Genomic DNA, 19703 nt, shown 5'->3' on the forward strand with positions numbered 1-19703 from the left:
GCCTGAATGGCCGATGGGCCGCCCGGAGGCGGCCCATCGTGTCGGTGTCGGTTCAGCCGAGGGAGCGCGGTGTCGTGTCGCCGGCGTTCTGGCGTCCGAGGCCGCCGCGCAGGCTTGCCTTCGTGCCTGCACCAAATTCGGGCAGGATGCGCGCGCGGGCGCGGCTCGCGAACACGAGGAAGCCGAAGCCGTTCGCCTCGTACCAATATCCGCCGTTCTCGAGGCCGTCGAGCGGCTGTTCGAGCGCGTTGGCGATCGATTCCATGCAGCGCTTGCGCAGTTCGGCGATGGCCGGATAGGGCGGCTGTGCGCCGCGCACGCTGCACAGGAGCACGTCGAGGCCGGGCAGCACATGCGCATAGAGGACGGGTTCGTCCTGCGCACGGGCGCGGGCAATCTTGGTGTCGAGCTGCGCAAACGGTTTCGAATGGCGCAATACCGCGAGGAATGACTCCTGGCCATCCTGCTGCGCGCGTCGACGTTTTTTCGGGAAGGACATAAACACTCGCCTCAAAAACAATTGCAAGAAATGCGGCACTTTCATGCGACCCACTCCCGGCTATGTACGCCGCATGTCGATCCTTTATAGCACACGAAAATGCTGCACTCGTGCGGTACGACGATCAATGTCTCCCGTCGACCCGCTTGCCACGATGATCGACACAGCCAGCGTCTCGGCGCCCGTACTGTCGTTTAGTCTCCATCATAGACCTGCTTTTCCCGCGCGTGCATTCGTGCGTCACAAAAAAGTGAGATAAGCGTCGCGCGGCGGCGCGCGGCGCACGCATGCGCGCGGCACGCGCATGAAAAAGGCCCGCATTGTGCGGGCCCGGCAGATGCAGCGTGGCGCGGTGCTCAGCGTTGCTTGAGCGAATCGCGGATCTCGCGCAGCAGCACGATGTCTTCCGGCGTCGCGGCCGGCGCGGTTTCTTCCGGCTTGCGCAGCTTGTTGATGAATTTCACCATCAGGAAAATGATGAACGCAAGGATCACGAAGTTGATCGCCACGGTGATGAACGAGCCGTAGCCGAATGCGGCGACGCCCGCGGCCTGCAGGTCCTTGAACGAATCGGGATTACCCTTGAACGTCGGGGGGATGGTGCCGAGCAGAACGAACTTGTTCGAGAAATCCAGACCGCCGGTCAGCACGCCGATCACCGGCATGATGAGGTCTTTCACGACTGAGTCGACGATCTTCGAGAACGCGCCGCCGATGATCACGCCGACGGCGAGATCCATCACGTTGCCTTTGACGGCGAATTCCTTGAATTCCTTGATTATGCTCATGAGCGGCTTTCTCCTGATTGAGGCTAGGGGAAGGCGTGCCGCGACGCGCAGGGCTGCGAAACGTCGGATGGGACCGGAGGCACGCCGATGGCCGCATGATAGCGAACGTGCCCCATTGCCGGTAGCCCATCTTGAAATGATTGACAAATTCGCGGCCGGCGATCCGGCGGCCGGCGCGAGTGGGAATGAAAGGGGGGGCGCGGCGTGAGAGGCGGGCGTCGCGCGATGCGTCGACGCCCGCGTGCGAATGCTCAGGTGTTGTCGTCGGTCCAGCCGTCGTCGTTGCTGCCGAGATCGACACCGCCGCCGCCGTTGCCGTCGCTCCAGTTCGAATCGTCGCCGCGACCGAAGTCGAAGCCCGGATCGTTGTTCTCCTGACGCCGGCGCTGGTCGTCGACGATCACGTCGCGTTCGACCACGCGCTCGCGCCCGCCCGACATCGCTTCGCCGAGCAGCACGCCGGTCAGCAGCCCGCCCATCCCGCCGGCGAAGCCGCCGCCTTGCTGGACCACGACCGGCGGCTGCTGTTGCGGATACGGTTGGGGGGGATACGGCTGTTGCGGGTATGGCGGTTGCTGATACGGCTGGCCTTGCGTGCCGGTCATGCGATCGGCTTCCTGCGCATACACGGAGCCGCTACCGTTCGCCGGCGCGGCGGGCTGCGCGGCCGGATCGGGGCGGCCTTCGACGCGCGCCTTCACGCTCGCATGCCGCTGCTCGAGTTCGTCGATGCGATACGGCGGCACCGGGTTCTTGCCGTTCGACAGCGTTTCGACGAGCGTGCGTGCATCGGTCTCGATGCCTTCGAGCTCGCCGGTGAGCGCGGCGGCGCCGGGCGCCGTCGACAGTTTCGCGTCGAGTTTCAGCGGACGAATGTCGTTCAGCACGTCGGTCGCGCGCTTCAATTGCGTGCGGCGTTCGTCGTCGGCGCGACCGTCGTCGGCCGAGCGCGCGCGCCGCAGCGTCCAGCGCAGCACCAGCGCGATGAGCGCGATGATCAGCGCGATGCCGATCCACATGCCGGTCGACGGACCGTGTTTCGCGACCGGCGCGGCCGGTGCGAGCGACGACTGCAACGAGCCGGCCTGCGTGGCCGACGGTGTGTTGCCGCTCACGCGCGCGGCGTCCGCGCGGATGCGCGATTCGGTCTGCGCGAAGCGCGACGCATCGGTGAAGCGCAGTTGCGGATCGAGCGACTTCGCCCGCTGCAGTTGCGCGAGCGCGTCCGACGCGCGGCCTTCGCGGTCCAGCACCTGCGCGTACAGGTAGTGCGCATGCGCGTTGTTCGGGTGGGCGTCGATGACTTGCGACAGTTGCGAGTCGGCGCGCTGCCAGTCGCGCTGGGCGATCGACTGCTCGACTTGCTGCAGCGACGGGACTGCGAATGCCGCGGACGACAGCAGCATCAGCGAGAAGCCGAGTGCGGCGAGAGATTTCTTCATGGTCGAACCGGGCGCGAGCGCCCGTCTCCTGACGATCGATGCGCGCCGCGAGCCTGCGGCCCGCGGCGCGGTTGCCGTTACTGCGCGGGCGTGTCGAGCTGCTTCTTCAGCGCGGCGAGGCGGTCTTCCACCGACGGGCCCTTGTTCAGCGCGGCGAGCTTGTCCTCGAGCGCCTTGCCGCTCGACGTGTCGGCCGAGTTCAGGCGTGCGTCCGAGCGCGCGTTCTGCAGTGCGACCTTGTCCTCGAGCTTCTGGAAATCCTCGGACAGGTTCTTGCCGCCGATGCCGCCGAGCGCGCTTGCCGCGACGTCCTTCGCCTGCGCGATTTCATGCTTCGCCTGCAGGATGTTCGAGCGCGAGTTCAGGTCGTTGCGGCGCTGGCGCATGTCGGCGATCTGCCCCTTCAGCTTGTCGACCGACGGTTCGAGCGTCGTCAGCTCGGCCGCGAGTGCATCGCGCTCGGCTTCGGCGTTCGATTGCGCGGCGAGCGCCTCGCGTGCGAGTGCTTCGTCGCCGGCCTGCAGCGCGCGCTTCGCGCCGTCTTCGTACTTTTTCACCTTGTCGTCGGCCGCATCGCGCTTGCTGCGCTGGGTCGCGACTTGTGCCTCGATCTCGATCAGCGAATTCTCGGCACGGCCGATGCTGTCGTCGAGCTCCCGCACGATCTGCCGTGCGTCGCGCGACGGATCCTGTACCGAGTCGGCCGCATCGTTCAGCAGGCCTTTGATCGTGCGCGAAATAGAGTCGAAAAGCGACATGAAATCCTCCGTGGTTGAAAGGTGCCGCGTGAGCGGCAGTACCCGTCGCGAATCGGTTCCGACCCGCGTGAGCCGGCGGATATTACACCGCCGGCTCCTTAAATACGGCTTAAGCGCTGCAGTTCAAGCGCGATGCGTGTGCAGTATTCGAACCTTTCGCGTTTGAAAGCCACGCCGCGGCACGCGACGGGCCGCGTGTCCATGATAGGCGGAGCATGCGGCCAATACGTTCCGCAAATCCCGGCCGTGCGGGAATTTTTACAAAAAATCGCGAAGTCAACCGGTCGATTTCATTAAAATGCGCTGTCACGTCGCGGGAACGGATCGCCGCGCGGCGGGGTCTGTCGACGTGACAGTTGCCACGATGCACCACACTCTGATTCATCCGCTTGCATTTCCGCATGCGTCCGAGGGCGCCACGCCGCCTGCCATTCCGACATGCCAATTATCAAACGACCGCCTTCTTCTTCCGACCGGAACGAACCTCACTACACATTGCGCCGTTCGCCGTCGGGAGCCTATTACCCCGATGACGACAACGGCGACGACGATCGCCGCACGCAGCGCCGCGGAGGCGGGGGCGGCGGCCGCCGCTCGTTCGGCTCGCGCGTCGCGCTGTGGTTCGTCGGACTGTTCGCGACGCTCGCGGTCGTCGGCGCGCTGATCGTCGGCTACGCACTCGTCGTGATGGCACCGCAACTGCCGTCGCTCGATGCGCTGACCAACTACCAGCCGAAGGTGCCGTTGCGCGTGTTTACCGCCGATCACGTGCTGATCGGCGAGTTCGGCGAGGAGCGCCGCAGCCTCGTGCGCTTCCAGGACATTCCCGACGTGATGAAGAAGGCCGTGCTCGCGATCGAGGACTACCGCTTCTACGAACACGGCGGCGTCGACTTCCTCGGCATCCTGCGCGCGGGCGTGGCCGACCTGATGCACGGCGGCGCGCGCCAGGGCGCGAGCACGATCACGATGCAGGTCGCGCGCAACTTCTTCCTGTCGAGCGAGAAGACCTACACGCGCAAGATCTACGAGATGCTGCTCGCGTACAAGATCGAGAAGGCGCTGACGAAGGATCAGATCCTCGAGCTGTACATGAACCAGATCTACCTGGGCCAGCGTTCGTACGGCTTCGCGGCCGCCGCGCGCGTGTATTTCGGCAAGGACCTGAAGGACATCACGCTCGCCGAAGCGGCGATGCTCGCGGGGCTGCCGAAGGCGCCGTCGGCGTACAACCCGGTCGTCAATCCGAAGCGCGCGAAGGTGCGTCAGGAATACATCCTGAAGCGTATGCTCGAGATCGGCTACATCACGCAGCCGCAGTACGACCAGGCGGTGAAGGAGGAGATCCGCGTGCGCACGCCGGGCAATCAGTATGCGGTGCACGGCGAATACGTGTCCGAGATGGTGCGGCAGATGATGTACCAGCAGTACAAGGACGAAACCTATACGCGCGGGCTGACCGTCACGACGACGATCAACTCGGCCGACCAGGAAGCGGCGTACCAGGCCGTGCGTCGCGGCATCCTCGATTACGAGCGCCGCCACGGCTATCGCGGGCCGGAAGGGTCGATCAACCTGCCGGCGGCCGGCGACGAGCGCGACGAGGCGATCGACGACGCGCTCGCCGATCATCCGGACAACGGCGATCTGCAATCGGCGGTGGTACTGGCGGCGTCGCCGAACGCGGTCGAGGTGCAGTTCGTCGGCGGCGCGACGACGACGATCGGCCCGGCCGGGCTGCGCTTCGTGTCGGGCGCGCTGAATCAGCGCGCGAACGCCACGCTGCGGATCAAGCCGGGTTCGATCGTGCGCGTGCTGAAGGACGGCAAGACGGGCTGGCAGGTCGTGCAGCTGCCGCAGGTCGAAGGCGCGCTCGTCGCGATCGCGCCGCAGGACGGGGCGATCCGCTCGCTCGTCGGCGGCTTCGACTTCAACAAGAGCAAGTTCAACCACGTGACGCAGGCGTGGCGCCAGCCGGGTTCGTCGTTCAAGCCGTTCATTTATTCGGCGTCGCTCGACAAGGGCCTCGGACCGGCGACGATCATCAACGATGCACCGCTGTACTTCCCGCCGAGCGTGCCGGGCGGCACCGCGTGGGAGCCGAAGGACGACGACCAGCCGGACGGCCCGATGTCGATGCGTACCGGCCTGCAGCGTTCGAAGAACCTCGTGTCGATCCGGATCCTCGCGTCGATCGGCACGCAGTACGCGCAGCAGTACGTGACGCAGCGCTTCGGCTTCGATCCGGCGAAGACGCCGCCGTACCTGCCGATGGCGCTCGGTGCAGGGCTCGTCACGCCGCTGCAGCTCGCGACCGGCTATGCGGTGTTCGCGAACGGCGGCTACAAGGTCGATCCGTATCTGATCGCCGAAGTCGACGACGCGCACGGGCAGGCGCTGCAGCGGTCGCAGCCGGTGGTCGCCGGCAGCACGGCGGCGCGCACGATCGAAGGCCGCAACGCGTACGTGATGAACAGCCTGCTGCATACGGTCGCGACGGCCGGCACGGGCGCGGGCACCAACGCGCTCGGCCGCGGCGACCTGCAGGGCAAGACGGGTACGACGAACGATGCGAAGGACGGCTGGTTCGCCGGCTACCAGCAGTCGCTCGTCGCGGTCGCATGGATGGGCTTCGACCAGCCGAAGAGCCTCGGCAGCCGCGAATTCGGCGCGCAGCTCGCGCTGCCGATCTGGGTGAACTACATGCGCACCGCGCTGAACGGCGTGCCCGAGCAGCAGATGCCGATGCCGGACGGCCTGACGACAGTCGACGGCGAGCTGTACTACGCGGATCGCACGCCGGGCAACGGCTTCGTCGGGAGCGTGGACATCAACCCGGCCGAGAACGCGATCAGCGCGAACGACGCACTCGGCTCGGCCGGCGCGGCCGGGCTTGCGCCGCCGCCCGTCACGCAGCAGGAGAAGCAGCAGATCATGGACATGTTCGAGAACAAGTAAGCGATACGCGGATGTTTCGCATGCGACGGGCGCCTTCGGGCGCCCGTTTTTTTGCGTGTCGTCGTGCGTCAGCTCATGTGCGTCGGCGGCGTCATCTGCCTATTTCGCGTCCGGCATGCTTCGTGCGGGTAAAACGCTGCGCGCTCAACCACTTGCGTGCTTGCCTGGCGGGTTATCAACAGGGCTGTCAACATAAACTGGGGATAACCCGCAGCATCTTGCGCAGCTTCAGTGCTGCAGTTTCGCGTGCGCGAGATGCATGCCGAGTGTCGCGGGGTCGGTATTCGTGCCCGACAGCAGCACGCCGACGCGCTTGCCCTGCAGCGTCTCGCGCAGCGGGCCGAGCAGCGCCGCGAGCGCCGCCGCGCACGCCGGTTCGACCGCGAGCTTCAGGTGCGAGAACAGGAACAGCATCGCCGCGCGCAGCGCGTCGTCGGACACCGTCACGATGCGGTCGATGTGGCGCCGGCACAGCTGGTAGCTGTATTCCTCGGTGTGCGGCGCCATCAGCGAATCGGCGATGGTCTGCATCGCGCTCATCTTGATCGTGTGATTCGCCGCGAAGCTGCGGCACATCGCGTCGGCGCCTTCCGGCTCGACGCCGTACACGTGCACGCGCGGATTCGCGAGCCGCAGCGCGGTCGCCATGCCGGCCGCGAGCCCGCCGCCGCCGATCGGCACGATCACCGCGTCGAGATCGGGCGTCTGCGTCGCCCATTCGTAGCCGAGCGTCGCGGTGCCGAGAATCGTGTGATAGCCGTTGAACGGATGGATGAAGAAGCGGCCTTCCTCGGCCTCGATCCGCCGCACGAGGTCGAACGCCTGCGACGCGCTGCCGGCCAGCACGACTTCCGCGCGGTACTGCTTGCACTGCGCGATGCGCGTCGGGCTCGCGGTATGGAACATCACGACCTTCGCACTGCTGCCGAGCCGCATCGCCGCATACGCGACGGCCGCCGCATGATTGCCGGCCGAAACACACGTGACGCCGGCGTTCTTGCGCGCTTCGTCGAGTGCCAGCAGGTGCGTGAATGCACCGCGCGCCTTGAAGCTGCCGCTCGCCTGCAGCAGCTCGAACTTGAAGTTGACGTGCGTGCCCTCGAGGGACGGCAGGTCGGCACGCTCGAACACCGGCGTGCGCGCGACCCACGGCGACAGCGCGAAATGTTGCGCGGCGATTTCGTCGAGCGTCGGAATCGGCTCGCCGTCGATCGTCGTATGGGCGGTGCCCTGTTGTTCAGTCGACATGACGTGGCGGGTGGCGGGGGTGGGGCCGGCCCGCACACGCAGGCCGGCGTGGCGGGGGGCAGTCAGTGTGCGTCGACCGACATGCTGCGGATGAATTTGCGCAGGAACTGCTCGCAGGCGGCGAGCTGCGCGAGCTCGACATATTCGTTCGGCTTGTGCGCCTGCTCGATGTTGCCGGGCCCGCACACGACGCTCGGGATGCCCGCGCGTTCGAACAGGCCGGCCTCGGTGCCGTATGCGACCTTGCGCTTGTCCTGGTCGGCCGTCAGCGCGCGCACGAGCTGCGTGATCGCGGCCTGTTCCGTGGCGTCGAGGCCGGGCGCTGCCGCGATCTTCGAAAACTCGATCGCCGCGTTCGGATGTTCGCGCAGCATCTGCGGCAGCAGCGTTTCCTGTGCGTACGCTTCGATGCGCGTGAAGATCTGCTCGGGATCGAGCGTCGGCAGGTTGCGGAACTCGAAGTCGAACCGGCATTCGGCCGGCACCGTGTTGATCGCGTTGCCGCCCTGGATCGTACTCGTCTGCGCGGTCGTGAACGGTACGTCGTACAGCTCGTCGAACGGGCCTTCCGCACGGAAGCGCTCGGCGATGTCGCGGATGTGGCAGATGAGGCGCGCCGCGTATTCGATCGCGTTCAGGCCCTTCGGCGTCAGCGACGAGTGCGCGGCGTGACCGCGCACGCAGCAGCGGTACGCGTTGATGCCCTTGTGCGCGATGATCGGCCGCATGCTGGTCGGCTCGCCGACGATGCAGCCGGACGGCTTCACGCCGCGCTTGACGAGATCGGCGATCAGCAGCGGTGCGCCCGCGCAGCCGATTTCCTCGTCGTAGGACAGCGCGAAATGAATCGGCTTCGCGAGCTTCGTCGCCTGCATCTCGGGCAGCAGCGCGAGCGCCGTGCCGATGAAGCCCTTCATGTCGCAGGTGCCGCGGCCGTACAGGCGGCCATCGCGGATTTCCGGCGCGAACGGGTTGCTGTCCCACTGCTGGCCGTCGACCGGCACGACGTCGGTGTGCCCCGACAGCACGATGCCGCCATCGGTCGAGCCGTCGTGCGCGGGCACGGTCGCGAACAGGTTGGCCCAGCCTTCGCGCGGATCATGCGTGAGCGTCGACACGATGCCCTTCGCGGCCAGCGCGTCGCGCACCGCTTCGATCAGGCCGAGGTTCGGCACGCGGCTCGTCGTGTCCATCGACACCAGCTGCTTGATCCAGGGCAGGCTGACGAGCGAAGCGTCGCCTTGGTCGGCGGCGGACGGCGCCGGCGCGTCGAGAGTGGACATGGCAAAACTCCGTCTGAGGAATGGGAAAATCATACTCAAAAACGCGCCGGCCCGCCTTCGCCGGCCGCGATGCGGTGCAGCATCGCGGCCGCGCCGTCAGCGTGCCGCGGTCGCCGCGTCGGCGCGCGGCGCCAGCGCGCGCAGCGTTTCCTTGATCGTCGACACGCGGATCGCGAGATCGGGCGAGCGCGTCTCGATGCGCAGCTTGTCCTGGCCCGCGAGCTTGATGTGCCGGTGCTTCTGCACCATGTCGATGATGCGCATCGGATCGATCGGCGGGTTCGGCTCGAACTGCAGCCCGATCGCGGCCTCGCTCGCGTCGATCTTGACGATGCCGAGCGGCTTCGCGGCCAGCCGCAGCCGGTGCGTCTCGACGAGCGCGTGCGCCTGCGGCGGCAGCTTGCCGAAGCGGTCGATCAGCTCTTCCTGGATGCCGTCGATCGCGTCGCCATGCTCGCAGTTCGCGAGACGCTTGTACAGCGACAGCCGCTCCTGCACGTCCGCGCAGTAGTCGGCCGGCAGGATCGCGGGCGCATGCAGGTTGATTTCCGTCGTCGCGGCGAGCGGTGCGGTGAGGTCGGGCTCCTTGCCGTTCTTCAGCGCCTTCACCGCGTCGTTCAGCATGTCGGTATACAGCTGGAAGCCGATCTCGTGGATCTCGCCCGACTGCTTGTCGCCGAGCACCTCGCCGGTGCCGCGGATCTCGAGGTCGTGCATCGCGAGATAGAAGCCCGAACCGAGTTCCTCCATCTGCTGGATCGCCTCGAGCCGGCGCTGCGCCTGCTTGGTCAGCGACTGCGGATCGTGGACCAGCAGGTACGCATACGCCTGGTGGTGCGAACGGCCGACGCGGCCGCGCAGTTGGTGAAGCTGCGCGAGGCCGAACTTGTCCGCGCGGTGCATGATGATCGTGTTCGCGCTCGGCACGTCGATGCCGGTCTCGATGATGGTCGTGCACAGCAGCACGTTCGCGCGCTGCGCGACGAAATCGCGCATCACGCGTTCGAGTTCGCGCTCGTGCATCTGGCCGTGCGCGATCACGATGCGCGCCTCGGGCACGAGTTCCTCGAGCATGGCCCTGCGGTTCTCGATCGTCTCGACCTCGTTGTGCAGGAAGTACACCTGGCCGCCGCGTTTCAGTTCGCGCAGCATCGCCTCGCGGATCACGCTTTCTTCCTCGCGGCGCACGAAGGTCTTGATCGCGAGCCGCTTCTGCGGCGCGGTCGCGATCACCGAGAAGTCGCGCAGCCCCTCGAGCGCCATCCCGAGCGTGCGCGGGATCGGCGTGGCGGTCAGCGTCAGCACGTCGACTTCCGCGCGCAGCGCCTTCAGCGCTTCCTTCTGGCGCACGCCGAAGCGGTGTTCCTCGTCGATGATCACGAGGCCGAGGCGCTTGAACTGCACGTCTGACGACAGCAGCTTGTGCGTGCCGATCACGATGTCGACGGTGCCTTCGTTGATCTGCGCGATCGCCGCATTCACTTCCTTCGTGGTCTTGAAGCGCGACAGCTCGACGATGCGCACCGGCCAGTCCGCGAAGCGATCGACGAAGGTCTGCGTGTGCTGCTCGGCGAGCAGCGTGGTCGGCGACAGCAGTGCGACCTGCTTGCCGCCCATCACCGCGATGAACGCGGCGCGCAGCGCGACCTCGGTCTTGCCGAAGCCGACGTCGCCGCACACGAGGCGGTCCATCGGCTTGCCGCTCGTCATGTCGCCGATCACGGCCGCGATGGCCGCGGCCTGGTCGGGCGTTTCCTCGAAGCCGAAGCTTTCCGCGAACTTCACGTAGTCGCGCGGATCGAGCGCGAACGCATGGCCCTCGCGGGCCGCGCGGCGCGCATACAGGTTCAGCAGCTCGGCCGCCGTGTCGCGAATCTGCTGCGCGGCCTTGCGCTTCGCACGCTCCCACTGGCCCGAGCCGAGCGCGTGCAGCGGTGCGCTGTCGGGATCGGCGCCGCTGTAGCGCGAGATCACGTGCAATTGCGCGACCGGCACGTAGAGCTTGCTGTCGCCCGCGTATTCGAGGTGCAGGAATTCGGTCTCGCCTTCGCCGAGATCCATCGACACGAGGCCCATGTAGCGGCCGATGCCGTGCTGCGCATGGACGACCGGGTCGCCGACCTTCAGCTCCGACAGGTCGCGCACCATCGCATCGACGTTGCTCGCCTGTTCCTGGCGGCGGCGGCCCGCGCGCCGGCCGAGCGCGCCGTACAGCTCGGTTTCGGTGACGATCGCGTAGCCTTCGCCCGGCACCGCGAAGCCGCTCGCGAGCGGCGCGACACCGAGCGCGAACGGTGCATCGCTTTCGAGCCAGCCCGCGAAGTGGTCGTTCGACGCGGGGCGCAGGTGATGCTCGGCGAGTAGTTGCAGGATCGTTTCGCGGCGGCCGGCCGATTCGACCGTCAGCAGCACGCGCTTGCCCGACGATTCGACGAACGTGCGCAGCGCGGCGAGCGGATCGTCGGCATGCCGATCGACCGTGAGCTCGGGCAGGCCCGTCGCCCAGCCGCCGGCCGGCTGCGCGGGCAGCACGACGCGCGCGAACGGTTTAGCGAACGCGAAGAAATCCTCGTCGGACAGGAACAGGCGCTGCGGCTCGAGGATCGGCCGCTCGCGGTCGTGCGCGAGGAACGCGTGGCGCTGCTTCGTATCGGCCGTGAAGCGGCGGATCGACGCCTCGAGATCGCCGGTGAACACGAGGTGCGCGTCCTGCGGCAGGTAGTGGAACAGCGTGGCCGTCTCGTCGAAGAACAGCGGCAGGTAGTACTCGATGCCGGCCGACGGCACGCCGTTGCCGATGTCCTTGTAGATCGGCGCGCGGCTCGGGTCGCCTTCGAAGGTCTCGCGCCAGCGGCTGCGAAAGGCCGTGCGCGCGGCTTCGTCGAACGGAAACTCGCGGCCGGGCAACAGGCGCACGTCGCGAACCGGGTAGAGGCTGCGCTGCGTATCGGGATCGAACGCGCGGATCGAGTCGACCTGGTCGTCGAACAGGTCGATCCGGTACGGCAGCGGCGAGCCCATCGGGTACAGGTCGATCAGCGAGCCGCGCACGCAGTATTCGCCGGGCCGCACGACCTGGCTCACGTGCTCGTAGCCGGCCAGCGTGAGCTGCGCCTTCAGCTTCGCCTCGTCGAGCCGCTCGCCCTGCGCGAACGCGAAGGTGTACGCGGCCATGAACGACGCGGGCGGCATCCGGTACAGCGCGGTGGTCGCGGGCACCAGCAGGATGTCGCAGCGGCCCTCGCCAAGGTCGTGCAGCGTCGCGAGCCGCTCGGAGACGAGATCCTGGTGCGGCGAGAACGTGTCGTACGGCAGCGTTTCCCAGTCCGGCAGCAGGCGCACGCGCGCATCGGGCGAGAAGTAGCGGAGTTCCTGCGACAGCCGCTGCGCGTCGACCGCGTTCGCGCAGATCACCGCAAGGAGCGGGACCGCGGCGCGGTTCTCGGCGAGATAGCGGGCGATGGCGAGTGCGTCGGCGGAGCCGTGCGTGCCGTCGAAGGCGAACCGCTGGCCCGGTTTGACGCGGGCGACGGGCGAGGCGAACGGGATGGAAGCGTTGTCTGGCATAGGGACGGCAGGGGTGGCGGGCACGGCGCGGCGCGGTGCGCCGGTCGAGACGAAAGACCTATTATAAAATCCGCTTCTCGATTTCATCTTTCCGGCGTTTCCACTTCGTGACTCCCCGACTTTTCGCCCTGATTCCTTGCGCCGGCACGGGCAGCCGCTCCGGTTCGGCCGTGCCGAAGCAATACCGCACGCTGGCCGGCCGCGCGCTCCTGCATTACACGCTCGCCGCATTCGACGCGTGCAGCGAATTCGCGCAGACGCTCGTCGTCCTCGCGCCCGACGACACGCACTTCGACGCGCGCCGCTTCGCGGGCCTGCGCTTCGCGGTGCGCCGCTGCGGCGGCGGCTCGCGGCAGGCGTCGGTGCTCAACGGGCTGCTGGGGCTGGGCGAATTCGGCGCGACCGACCAGGACTGGGTGCTCGTGCACGACGCCGCGCGGCCCGGCATCACGCCGGAGCTGATCCGCACGCTGGTCGCGGCGCTGAAGGACGATCCGGTCGGCGGCATCGTCGCGCTGCCGGTGGCCGATACGCTCAAGCGCGTGCCGGCCGGCGGCGACGCGATCGCCCGCACCGAGTCGCGCGACGCGCTGTGGCAGGCGCAGACGCCGCAGATGTTCCGCATCGGCATGCTGCGCGACGCGATCCTGCGCGCGCAGCGGGAAGGGCACGACCTGACCGACGAGGCCAGCGCGATCGAATGGGCCGGTCATACCCCGCGCGTCGTGCAGGGCAGCCTGCGCAACTTCAAGGTCACGTACCCGGAAGATTTCGCGCTCGCCGAAGCGATCCTCGCGCGCGGCACGAACGCTTCCTGACTTTCACCTCATCTCACACCGGAATACGCATGGATTTCAGAATCGGACAAGGCTACGACGTGCACCAGCTCGTCCCGGGGCGCCCCCTCATCATCGGCGGCGTGACGATTCCGTACGAGCGTGGCCTGCTCGGCCATTCGGACGCGGACGTGCTGCTGCACGCGATCACCGACGCGCTGTTCGGCGCGGCGGCGCTCGGCGACATCGGCCGCCATTTTTCCGACACCGACGCCGCGTTCAAGGGGGCGGACAGCCGCGTGCTGCTGCGCGAGTGCGCCGCCCGCGTGAAGGCGGCCGGCTTCACGATCCAGAACGTCGACAGCACCGTGATCGCGCAGGCGCCGAAGCTCGCGCCGCATATCGACGGGATGCGCGCGAACATCGCGGCCGATCTCGGGCTGCCGCTCGAGCGCGTGAACGTGAAGGCGAAGACCAACGAAAAGCTCGGCTACCTCGGCCGCGGCGACGGCATCGAGGCGCAGGCCGCCGCGCTGCTGGTGAAAGAGGGCGCGTGAGCGCCTGATGCCGGGTTGACACCGGCCCGAAGCGGCGCGCAGGTTGCGCCGCTGCAATGAAAAATGCCACGCGTTTGCGTGGCATTTTCGTTTTTGGCCCGGGGCGGCGGATGCGGCGTCGAAGGACCGCCGCACCGCGCTGCCGGCCGAGCGGTGCGCTTACTCGCCTTCGGCGGCGATCACCTGCGCGGCGGCGTTGATCACCGACGCGATGCGGCCGACGTCGCGCAGCTGCGTCGTCGTCATCCCTTGCTCGTTCTTCAGCAGCGCATAGTGCGACTTCACGCAGAAGTGGCACTTGCCGACGATCGACGCGGCGAGCGCGTACATCTCGAACCGGCGCTTGTCGACGCCGCCGTGCGACGCATACGCGCCCATCCGCAGTTCGGCGCGCTGCGTCTTCAGGTCGGCATCGTCGGCCATCTCGACATACGGATACCAGGTGTTGTTCATCCCCATCAGCGCGGCCGCCGTCAGCACGGCGTTCGTCTCTTCGGGCGACAGCACGCCGGCTTCGCGGATCGTCTTCACGAGCACGGTGCTCTTCGCCGCGACCGCTGCCGCCAGTGCCACGCCGACCGCATCGTTGCCTTCGAGCGACGAGCGCGAGATCGTGCCGTCGAGGTTCAGGCGAATGTCCTTCGCGTAGTCCGGAATACGTGCCTTAATCGAGTCGATGAATTCCATTGATATCTCCTATGAGTTGGCCGTTAAAAAAGCCCGCAGGCAGGACGTGCGCCGCGGGCTTCGTGCATCGATGCGCTTACAGCGTTGCGCCGCCGACTGCACGGTTGCACGGGCACAGTTCGTCCGTTTGCAGGCCGTCCAGAATGCGCAGGACTTCTTCCGGGCTACGGCCGACGTTCAGGTTGTTCACCGAAACGTGCTGGATCGTGTTGTCCGGATCGACGATGAACGTTGCGCGCAGGGCCACGCCGGCTTCCTTGTCGCGCACGCCGAGCTGGTCGATCAGCTCGCCCTTGACGTCGCCGAACGAGTAGTGGTTCAGCTTGTCGAGATCCTTGTGCTCACGGCGCCATGCGAGCTTCACGAATTCGTTGTCCGAGCTGCCGCCGAGCAGGACGGCGTCGCGCTCTTCGAACTGCTTCGTCAGCTTCGCGAACTCGACGATTTCCGTCGGGCACACGAACGTGAAATCCTTCGGATAGAAGTAGATGATCTTCCACTTGCCCGGGAACGACGCTTCGGTGACGGTCTCGAACGCCGACTGGCCGTTTTCCTCGTGATTGTTGAAGCCCGGCTTCGCGGCTACGACGGTGAATGCTTCGAGTTTATCGCCCACGGTTTTCATGCGGATACTCCTGTGTGAGTTGGGAAGAAGACTGAGTCAAGCTACCTCGGTGCTGCAACGTTGATGTGACAGCATGCGAAGACTTTAACACTATTAATCAAGCGATTCAATAGATTTTGACTAACGATCCCCATAGTTTTTTTCAACCGCACCGATAGTGTGACGCGCAGGACGCGTGCGCGAACGCGTCACGCCGTCGCACGCGCCTTGCCGGCGCCGGGGAATTCGAGCGTGACTTCGAGGCCCGCATCGGGGCTGCGGTTGCGCAGGCGCAGCGCGCCGCGATAGCGGCCGACGAGCCGCAGCACGATCGCCATCCCGAGCCCCGTGCCGTCCGCCTTGGTGCGCGCCGTGTCGACGCGGTAGAACGGTCGCATCACGAGCGGCAGTTGATCCTCGGGGATGCCGGGGCCTTCGTCGGTCACCGACAGCTCGACCCGCGCGTGCGTCACGCGCGTCTCGAGCGTGATGCGCGACACGCCGTCCTGCCGGCTCTGGCCGTATTTGCGCGCGTTCTCGACGAGGTTGCCGATCACGCGGCGCATGTCGGTCTCGTCGGCTTCGATCACCGCGCTCGGCGCAAGCCGCGTGCGGATCTCGACGCCGTCCTCGCCCGACACGCGCGCGGCGACTTCGTGCGCGATCGACGACAGGTCGACCGGCTCCGGCTTGCGCTGCGACGGACGCGCGTAGTCGATGAAGGCCGCGATGATGCGGTCCATCTGCTCGATGTCGTCGACCATCGCATCCTTGGTCGCCTGGTCGGACGGGCTCATCTCGGTCTCGAGCCGCAGCCGCGCGAGCGGTGTGCGGAGGTCGTGCGAGATGCCCGCGAGCATCAGCGCGCGATCGGCCTCGAGCTGTTCGAGGTCGCGCACCATCTGGTTGAAGCTGCGGTTGGTCTCGGCCGCGACGCCCATCCCGCGCTCGGGCAGCAGCTCGGGCGTCTGGCCCGAGCCGATCTGGCGCGCGGCGAGCGCGAGCCGCGAGAACGGCCGGTTCACGAGGCTCGTGATGAACGCGGAGCCGAACAGCGACAGCGCGAGCGCGAACAGGCCCCAGCCCGCCCACTGCAGGCCCGTGACGCTGTCGAGCTGGTCGCGGTCGAGCGCGACCCAGTAGTCGTCGTCGTCGATCTTGAAGCTGATCCACACGCCGGGAATGTCGTTGACCGACTGCGCGATCACGGTCTCGTCGCCGAGCCGGCTGCGGATATCGTGTTCGATCAGACGGTTCAGCGATTCGTCGGGCTGCAGCTTGAACTTGTCGGTTTTTTCGCGCGGGTAGACGCGCACGCCCTCGTTGCTCTCGAGATCCTGCAGCAGCGCGCGCCGCAAATCGGGATCGGAATAGAGCAGGGCGGTGCGCGTGAGCTTCACGATCGCGACGAGCTGGAGCGCGACGCGCTGCGCGCGCGGCTCGCGCTCGATCACGCGAAAGCTCTGGAACCACGCGGCGAGACTGACCGAGATCAGCAGCGCGATCAGCAGGAAGGTGCGCCAGAACAGCCCGCCGAACGCGAGCTGCAGGAGGCGCCGGTCGATACGCATGGGACGGGCCGAGGACAGGCGAAACCGGAAAGGAAAAAGATCAGGCGGCGCCGTCCGGAATGAACACGTAGCCGAGGCCCCAGACGGTCTGGATGAAACGCGGGCTGCCCGGATCCGGCTCGATCAGCTTGCGCAGGCGCGAGATCTGGACGTCGAGGCTGCGGTCGAACACTTCGTATTCACGGCCGCGCGCGAGCTCCATCAGCTTCTCGCGCGACAGCGGCTGGCGCGGATGGCGCGCGAACACCTTCAGCACTGAGAATTCGCCGGTGGTCAGCGGAATTTCCTGGCCCGACTTCGTGAGCGTGCGCGTCGCGAGGTTCAGCGAGAATTCGCCGAACTCGAACACCTCGGTGGTTTCCGACGGCGCGCCCGGCAGTTCGGCCGGCGCCTGGCGGCGCAGCACCGCGTGAATGCGCGCGACCAGTTCGCGCGGGTTGAACGGCTTCGGCAGGTAGTCGTCGGCGCCCATCTCGAGGCCGACGATGCGATCGACATCCTCGCCCTTCGCGGTGAGCATGATGATCGGCGTGCGATCGTTGCTGCCGCGCAGGCGGCGGCAGATCGACAGGCCGTCCTCGCCCGGCAGCATCAGGTCGAGCACGAGCAGGTCGAAGCGCTCGCGCACCCAGAGCTTGTTCATCGCAGTCGCGTTCTCCGCGACGTATACGTTGAAACCCTGCTCGCCGAGATATCGGCGCAGCAGATCGCGCAGGCGCGGGTCGTCGTCGACGACGAGAATCTTGGAGGGGTTTTTCGTTTCCATGAGCGGCATCTTATCGCGAATGGGAAATCACGCACGCTCGCGTATTTTCGCGCGTTACAGTCCGTTACAAAATTTACCCGTAGTGTCGCGTGGAGTAAAGGCACGCTATAGAGATTCCTTTACTCGAAGCCGGAGTTCGGTAGATACTCCCCAGCACTCCATCTTTCATCTTTGTACACCCGAATTCCGCAGGGTTTTTCAAGTACCAGAGGTAACCGGTTGCCGCGTGACGAAGCGAACAAATCGACCAGAGAAGCGAGGACGGTCATGCGATCTGCGCGGATTGCAGTGATGCTGACGATCGCACTTGCCGGTCCATATGCGTCGAACTTCGCGTATGCGCAGCGCCCCGAGGCGGGCGCATCGTCGCGCAAGCTGCAGCGCGGCAAGGCGCCGCAGTCCGACCGCGCCGCCGACACGGCGGTCCGGTCCGCCGTGCCTCCCGATCTCGAACAGCACCGCCGCGACGGGCATATGACGCCCGAGGAGCGCCACCTGCTGCGCCAGCACATCGAGGACGCCGTTCGCGAGCTGTACAAGCGCTGACACGCGCGCGTGCCCGCACGGCAACGAAAGATTCCGTAGCAATTTTCCCGTCAACTTTCCCATGCGTGCCGCCGTTGAACCTGCATCCGCACCGCCGGTGCGTTCCGGGAGTCCACGACGATGAAAGCGAACGCTGCCGCCCCGGCATCGCCCGCCATGCAGGCGCCGCTCGACGCCGACGATGCGCTGTTCTTCCTGAGCCGTACCGGCTTTTCTCCCGCACCGGCCGAGGTCGCCCGCATCGTCGGCATGACGCGCGCGCAGGTCGTCGCCGACGCGCTCGGCAACGTGCGCCGCGAGCCCGTGACGCGCTGGCCCGACTGGGTCGCGGAGTTGCCGCCGACCCGCGCGCAGCGCCAGGCGCTGACCCCCGACATGCGACGCGACGAGCAGCGCGAACGCAATCGCCGCTACGATGCGTTGCGCGCGGCGTGGGTCAACGAGATGGTCGCGACGCCGTCGCCGCTCACCGAGCGCATGACGCTGTTCTGGCATGGGCACTTCACGTCCGGGCAGGACAAGGTCCCGTATCCGCAGACGATGGCCGCGCAGCATGCGCTGTTTCGCCGCGAGGCGCTCGGCAGCTTCGACACGCTGCTGCACGCGGTCGCGAAGGATCCGGCGATGCTCCAGTATCTCGACGGCGCGAGCAACCGCAAGGGACGCCCGAACGAGAATTTCGCGCGCGAGGTGATGGAGCTGTTCACGCTCGGCGAAGGGCATTACACGCAGCACGACGTGACCGAAGCCGCGCGCGCGATGACCGGCTGGAGCGTCGATCCCGACACGCTGCGCTTCGTGGCGCGGCCCGAGTGGCACGACACGGGCGAGAAGACGATACTCGGCGAGACCGGTGCGTTCGACGGCGACGGATTTCTCGACATCCTGCTGAAGCGGCCCGACACTGCGCGCTTCATCGCGGGCAAGCTGTGGCGCGAGTTCGTGTCCGATACGCCGGACGCCGGCGCGCTCGAGATCGTGGCCGAACGGTTCCGCGCGAGCGGCTACGACATCCGCACGGCGCTCGCCGCGCTATGGTCGACCGACGCGTTCTGGGATCCGGGCAATCGCGGCGTGCTCGTCAAGTCGCCGGCCGAGTTCGTCGTCGGGTCGGTGCGACTGTTCGACGTCGCGTACGGCGATCCGCAGATGCTCGCGAACACCGTGCGCGCGCTCGGGCAGAACCTGTTCTATCCGCCGAACGTGAAGGGCTGGCCGGGCGGCGCGATGTGGATCAACAGCACCACGCTGCTCGCGCGCAAGCAGTTCGTCGAACAGCTGTTCCGCGCGACCGAGGCGGCCGGCATGCGGGCACCCGCGCACGCGATGGCGCAGCCGGTGCCGAATGCGCGTGCGCATGCGATGCCGGTTGCGGACACCGCCTCCGGTGCCAGCATGCCCGGTGCCGGTATGCCCGCTGCCGGTATGCGCGGCGCGCCGGTCAAGCCCGCACGCGGCGGCCTGCGGTTCGACCTCGAACGCTGGCTCGCGCAATATCGTGTGCGGCCGCAGGCGCGCGCCGGCTTGTCCACCGAGCTTCAACTGCAGCACGCGGTGCTGCCGGTGTCGCCGGTCGCGGCGATCGATACGGACTCGACCGGCAGCGCGTATCTCGAGGCATTGCTGATGGATCCGGCCTATCAACTGAAATGA

General features: G+C 67.0%; 16 protein-coding genes. 5 read left to right on the forward strand and 11 right to left on the reverse strand.

What is annotated here, in order from left to right:
• Nucleotides 1-52: 52 nt before the first annotated feature.
• The 4 genes from SB771_RS08995 to SB771_RS09010 form a co-directional block, all read right to left on the reverse strand.
• Complete coding sequence (locus SB771_RS08995; RefSeq protein ID WP_175656186.1) at nt 53-499, reverse strand: hypothetical protein; 447 nt, start codon at nt 497-499, stop codon at nt 53-55.
• 356 nt (nt 500-855) lie between these two features.
• On the reverse strand, nt 856-1287 hold the full coding sequence (gene mscL, locus SB771_RS09000) for a large conductance mechanosensitive channel protein MscL (RefSeq protein WP_175656187.1): 432 nt from the start codon (nt 1285-1287) through the stop codon (nt 856-858).
• 251 nt (nt 1288-1538) lie between these two features.
• Nucleotides 1539-2729, reverse strand: a complete 1191-nt coding sequence (locus tag SB771_RS09005) for a tetratricopeptide repeat protein (protein WP_175660549.1) — start codon at nt 2727-2729, stop codon at nt 1539-1541.
• A 77-nt stretch (nt 2730-2806) separates the two neighbouring features.
• Nucleotides 2807-3487, reverse strand: coding sequence for a PspA/IM30 family protein (locus SB771_RS09010; protein WP_006752024.1), 681 nt, complete (start codon nt 3485-3487; stop codon nt 2807-2809).
• A gap of 438 nt (nt 3488-3925) precedes the next feature.
• Between SB771_RS09010 and SB771_RS09015 the strand changes: the two genes are divergently transcribed.
• Nucleotides 3926-6445: a penicillin-binding protein 1A gene (locus SB771_RS09015; protein WP_175660550.1), complete on the forward strand. Its 2520-nt coding sequence runs from the start codon at nt 3926-3928 to the stop codon at nt 6443-6445.
• Nucleotides 6446-6673: 228 nt separating this feature from the next.
• On the opposite strand, the gene SB771_RS09020 is transcribed toward SB771_RS09015, so the two are convergent.
• The 3 genes from SB771_RS09020 to mfd form a co-directional block, all read right to left on the reverse strand.
• Nucleotides 6674-7693, reverse strand: a complete 1020-nt coding sequence (locus tag SB771_RS09020; RefSeq protein WP_006752026.1) for a threonine/serine dehydratase — start codon at nt 7691-7693, stop codon at nt 6674-6676.
• Nucleotides 7694-7755: 62 nt separating this feature from the next.
• Nucleotides 7756-8976 carry an acetylornithine deacetylase gene (argE, locus tag SB771_RS09025; protein WP_011657180.1) on the reverse strand — a complete coding sequence of 407 codons (1221 nt, stop codon included), beginning with the start codon at nt 8974-8976 and terminating at the stop codon, nt 7756-7758.
• A gap of 96 nt (nt 8977-9072) precedes the next feature.
• Nucleotides 9073-12630, reverse strand: coding sequence for a transcription-repair coupling factor (gene mfd / locus SB771_RS09030; RefSeq protein WP_175660551.1), 3558 nt, complete (start codon nt 12628-12630; stop codon nt 9073-9075).
• A gap of 20 nt (nt 12631-12650) precedes the next feature.
• On the opposite strand from mfd, the gene ispD reads away from it, so the two are divergent.
• Both ispD and ispF read left to right on the forward strand, forming a co-directional pair.
• Nucleotides 12651-13361: a 2-C-methyl-D-erythritol 4-phosphate cytidylyltransferase gene (gene ispD / locus SB771_RS09035; RefSeq protein ID WP_011657178.1), complete on the forward strand. Its 711-nt coding sequence runs from the start codon at nt 12651-12653 to the stop codon at nt 13359-13361.
• A 29-nt stretch (nt 13362-13390) separates the two neighbouring features.
• Nucleotides 13391-13876 carry a 2-C-methyl-D-erythritol 2,4-cyclodiphosphate synthase gene (ispF, locus tag SB771_RS09040; protein WP_175660552.1) on the forward strand — a complete coding sequence of 162 codons (486 nt, stop codon included), beginning with the start codon at nt 13391-13393 and terminating at the stop codon, nt 13874-13876.
• 159 nt (nt 13877-14035) lie between these two features.
• Here ispF and SB771_RS09045 read toward each other — a convergent pair whose 3' ends face one another.
• The 4 genes from SB771_RS09045 to ompR form a co-directional block, all read right to left on the reverse strand.
• The gene (locus SB771_RS09045; protein WP_006752031.1) at nt 14036-14563 is read right to left on the reverse strand and encodes a carboxymuconolactone decarboxylase family protein; all 528 of its coding nucleotides are present in this window, start codon (nt 14561-14563) and stop codon (nt 14036-14038) included.
• 76 nt (nt 14564-14639) lie between these two features.
• Nucleotides 14640-15188: a peroxiredoxin gene (locus SB771_RS09050; RefSeq protein ID WP_006478563.1), complete on the reverse strand. Its 549-nt coding sequence runs from the start codon at nt 15186-15188 to the stop codon at nt 14640-14642.
• Between the two features lie 188 nt (nt 15189-15376).
• Nucleotides 15377-16738: an ATP-binding protein gene (locus SB771_RS09055; protein ID WP_011657176.1), complete on the reverse strand. Its 1362-nt coding sequence runs from the start codon at nt 16736-16738 to the stop codon at nt 15377-15379.
• Nucleotides 16739-16778: 40 nt separating this feature from the next.
• The gene (ompR, locus tag SB771_RS09060; RefSeq protein ID WP_004192636.1) at nt 16779-17513 is read right to left on the reverse strand and encodes a two-component system response regulator OmpR; all 735 of its coding nucleotides are present in this window, start codon (nt 17511-17513) and stop codon (nt 16779-16781) included.
• Nucleotides 17514-17771: 258 nt separating this feature from the next.
• Here ompR and SB771_RS09065 point away from each other — a divergent pair, with 258 nt between their 5' ends.
• Together SB771_RS09065 and SB771_RS09070 are read left to right on the forward strand one after the other, a co-directional pair.
• Nucleotides 17772-18050, forward strand: a complete 279-nt coding sequence (locus tag SB771_RS09065) for a hypothetical protein (RefSeq protein ID WP_126228058.1) — start codon at nt 17772-17774, stop codon at nt 18048-18050.
• Between the two features lie 120 nt (nt 18051-18170).
• A complete protein-coding gene (locus SB771_RS09070) occupies nt 18171-19703 on the forward strand; it encodes a DUF1800 family protein (RefSeq protein ID WP_175660553.1) in 1533 nt (510 codons plus the stop codon).

It is taken from the genome of Burkholderia sp. SIMBA_051 (assembly GCF_046534915.1).
In the GTDB taxonomy this organism is placed as follows: domain Bacteria; phylum Pseudomonadota; class Gammaproteobacteria; order Burkholderiales; family Burkholderiaceae; genus Burkholderia; species Burkholderia ambifaria.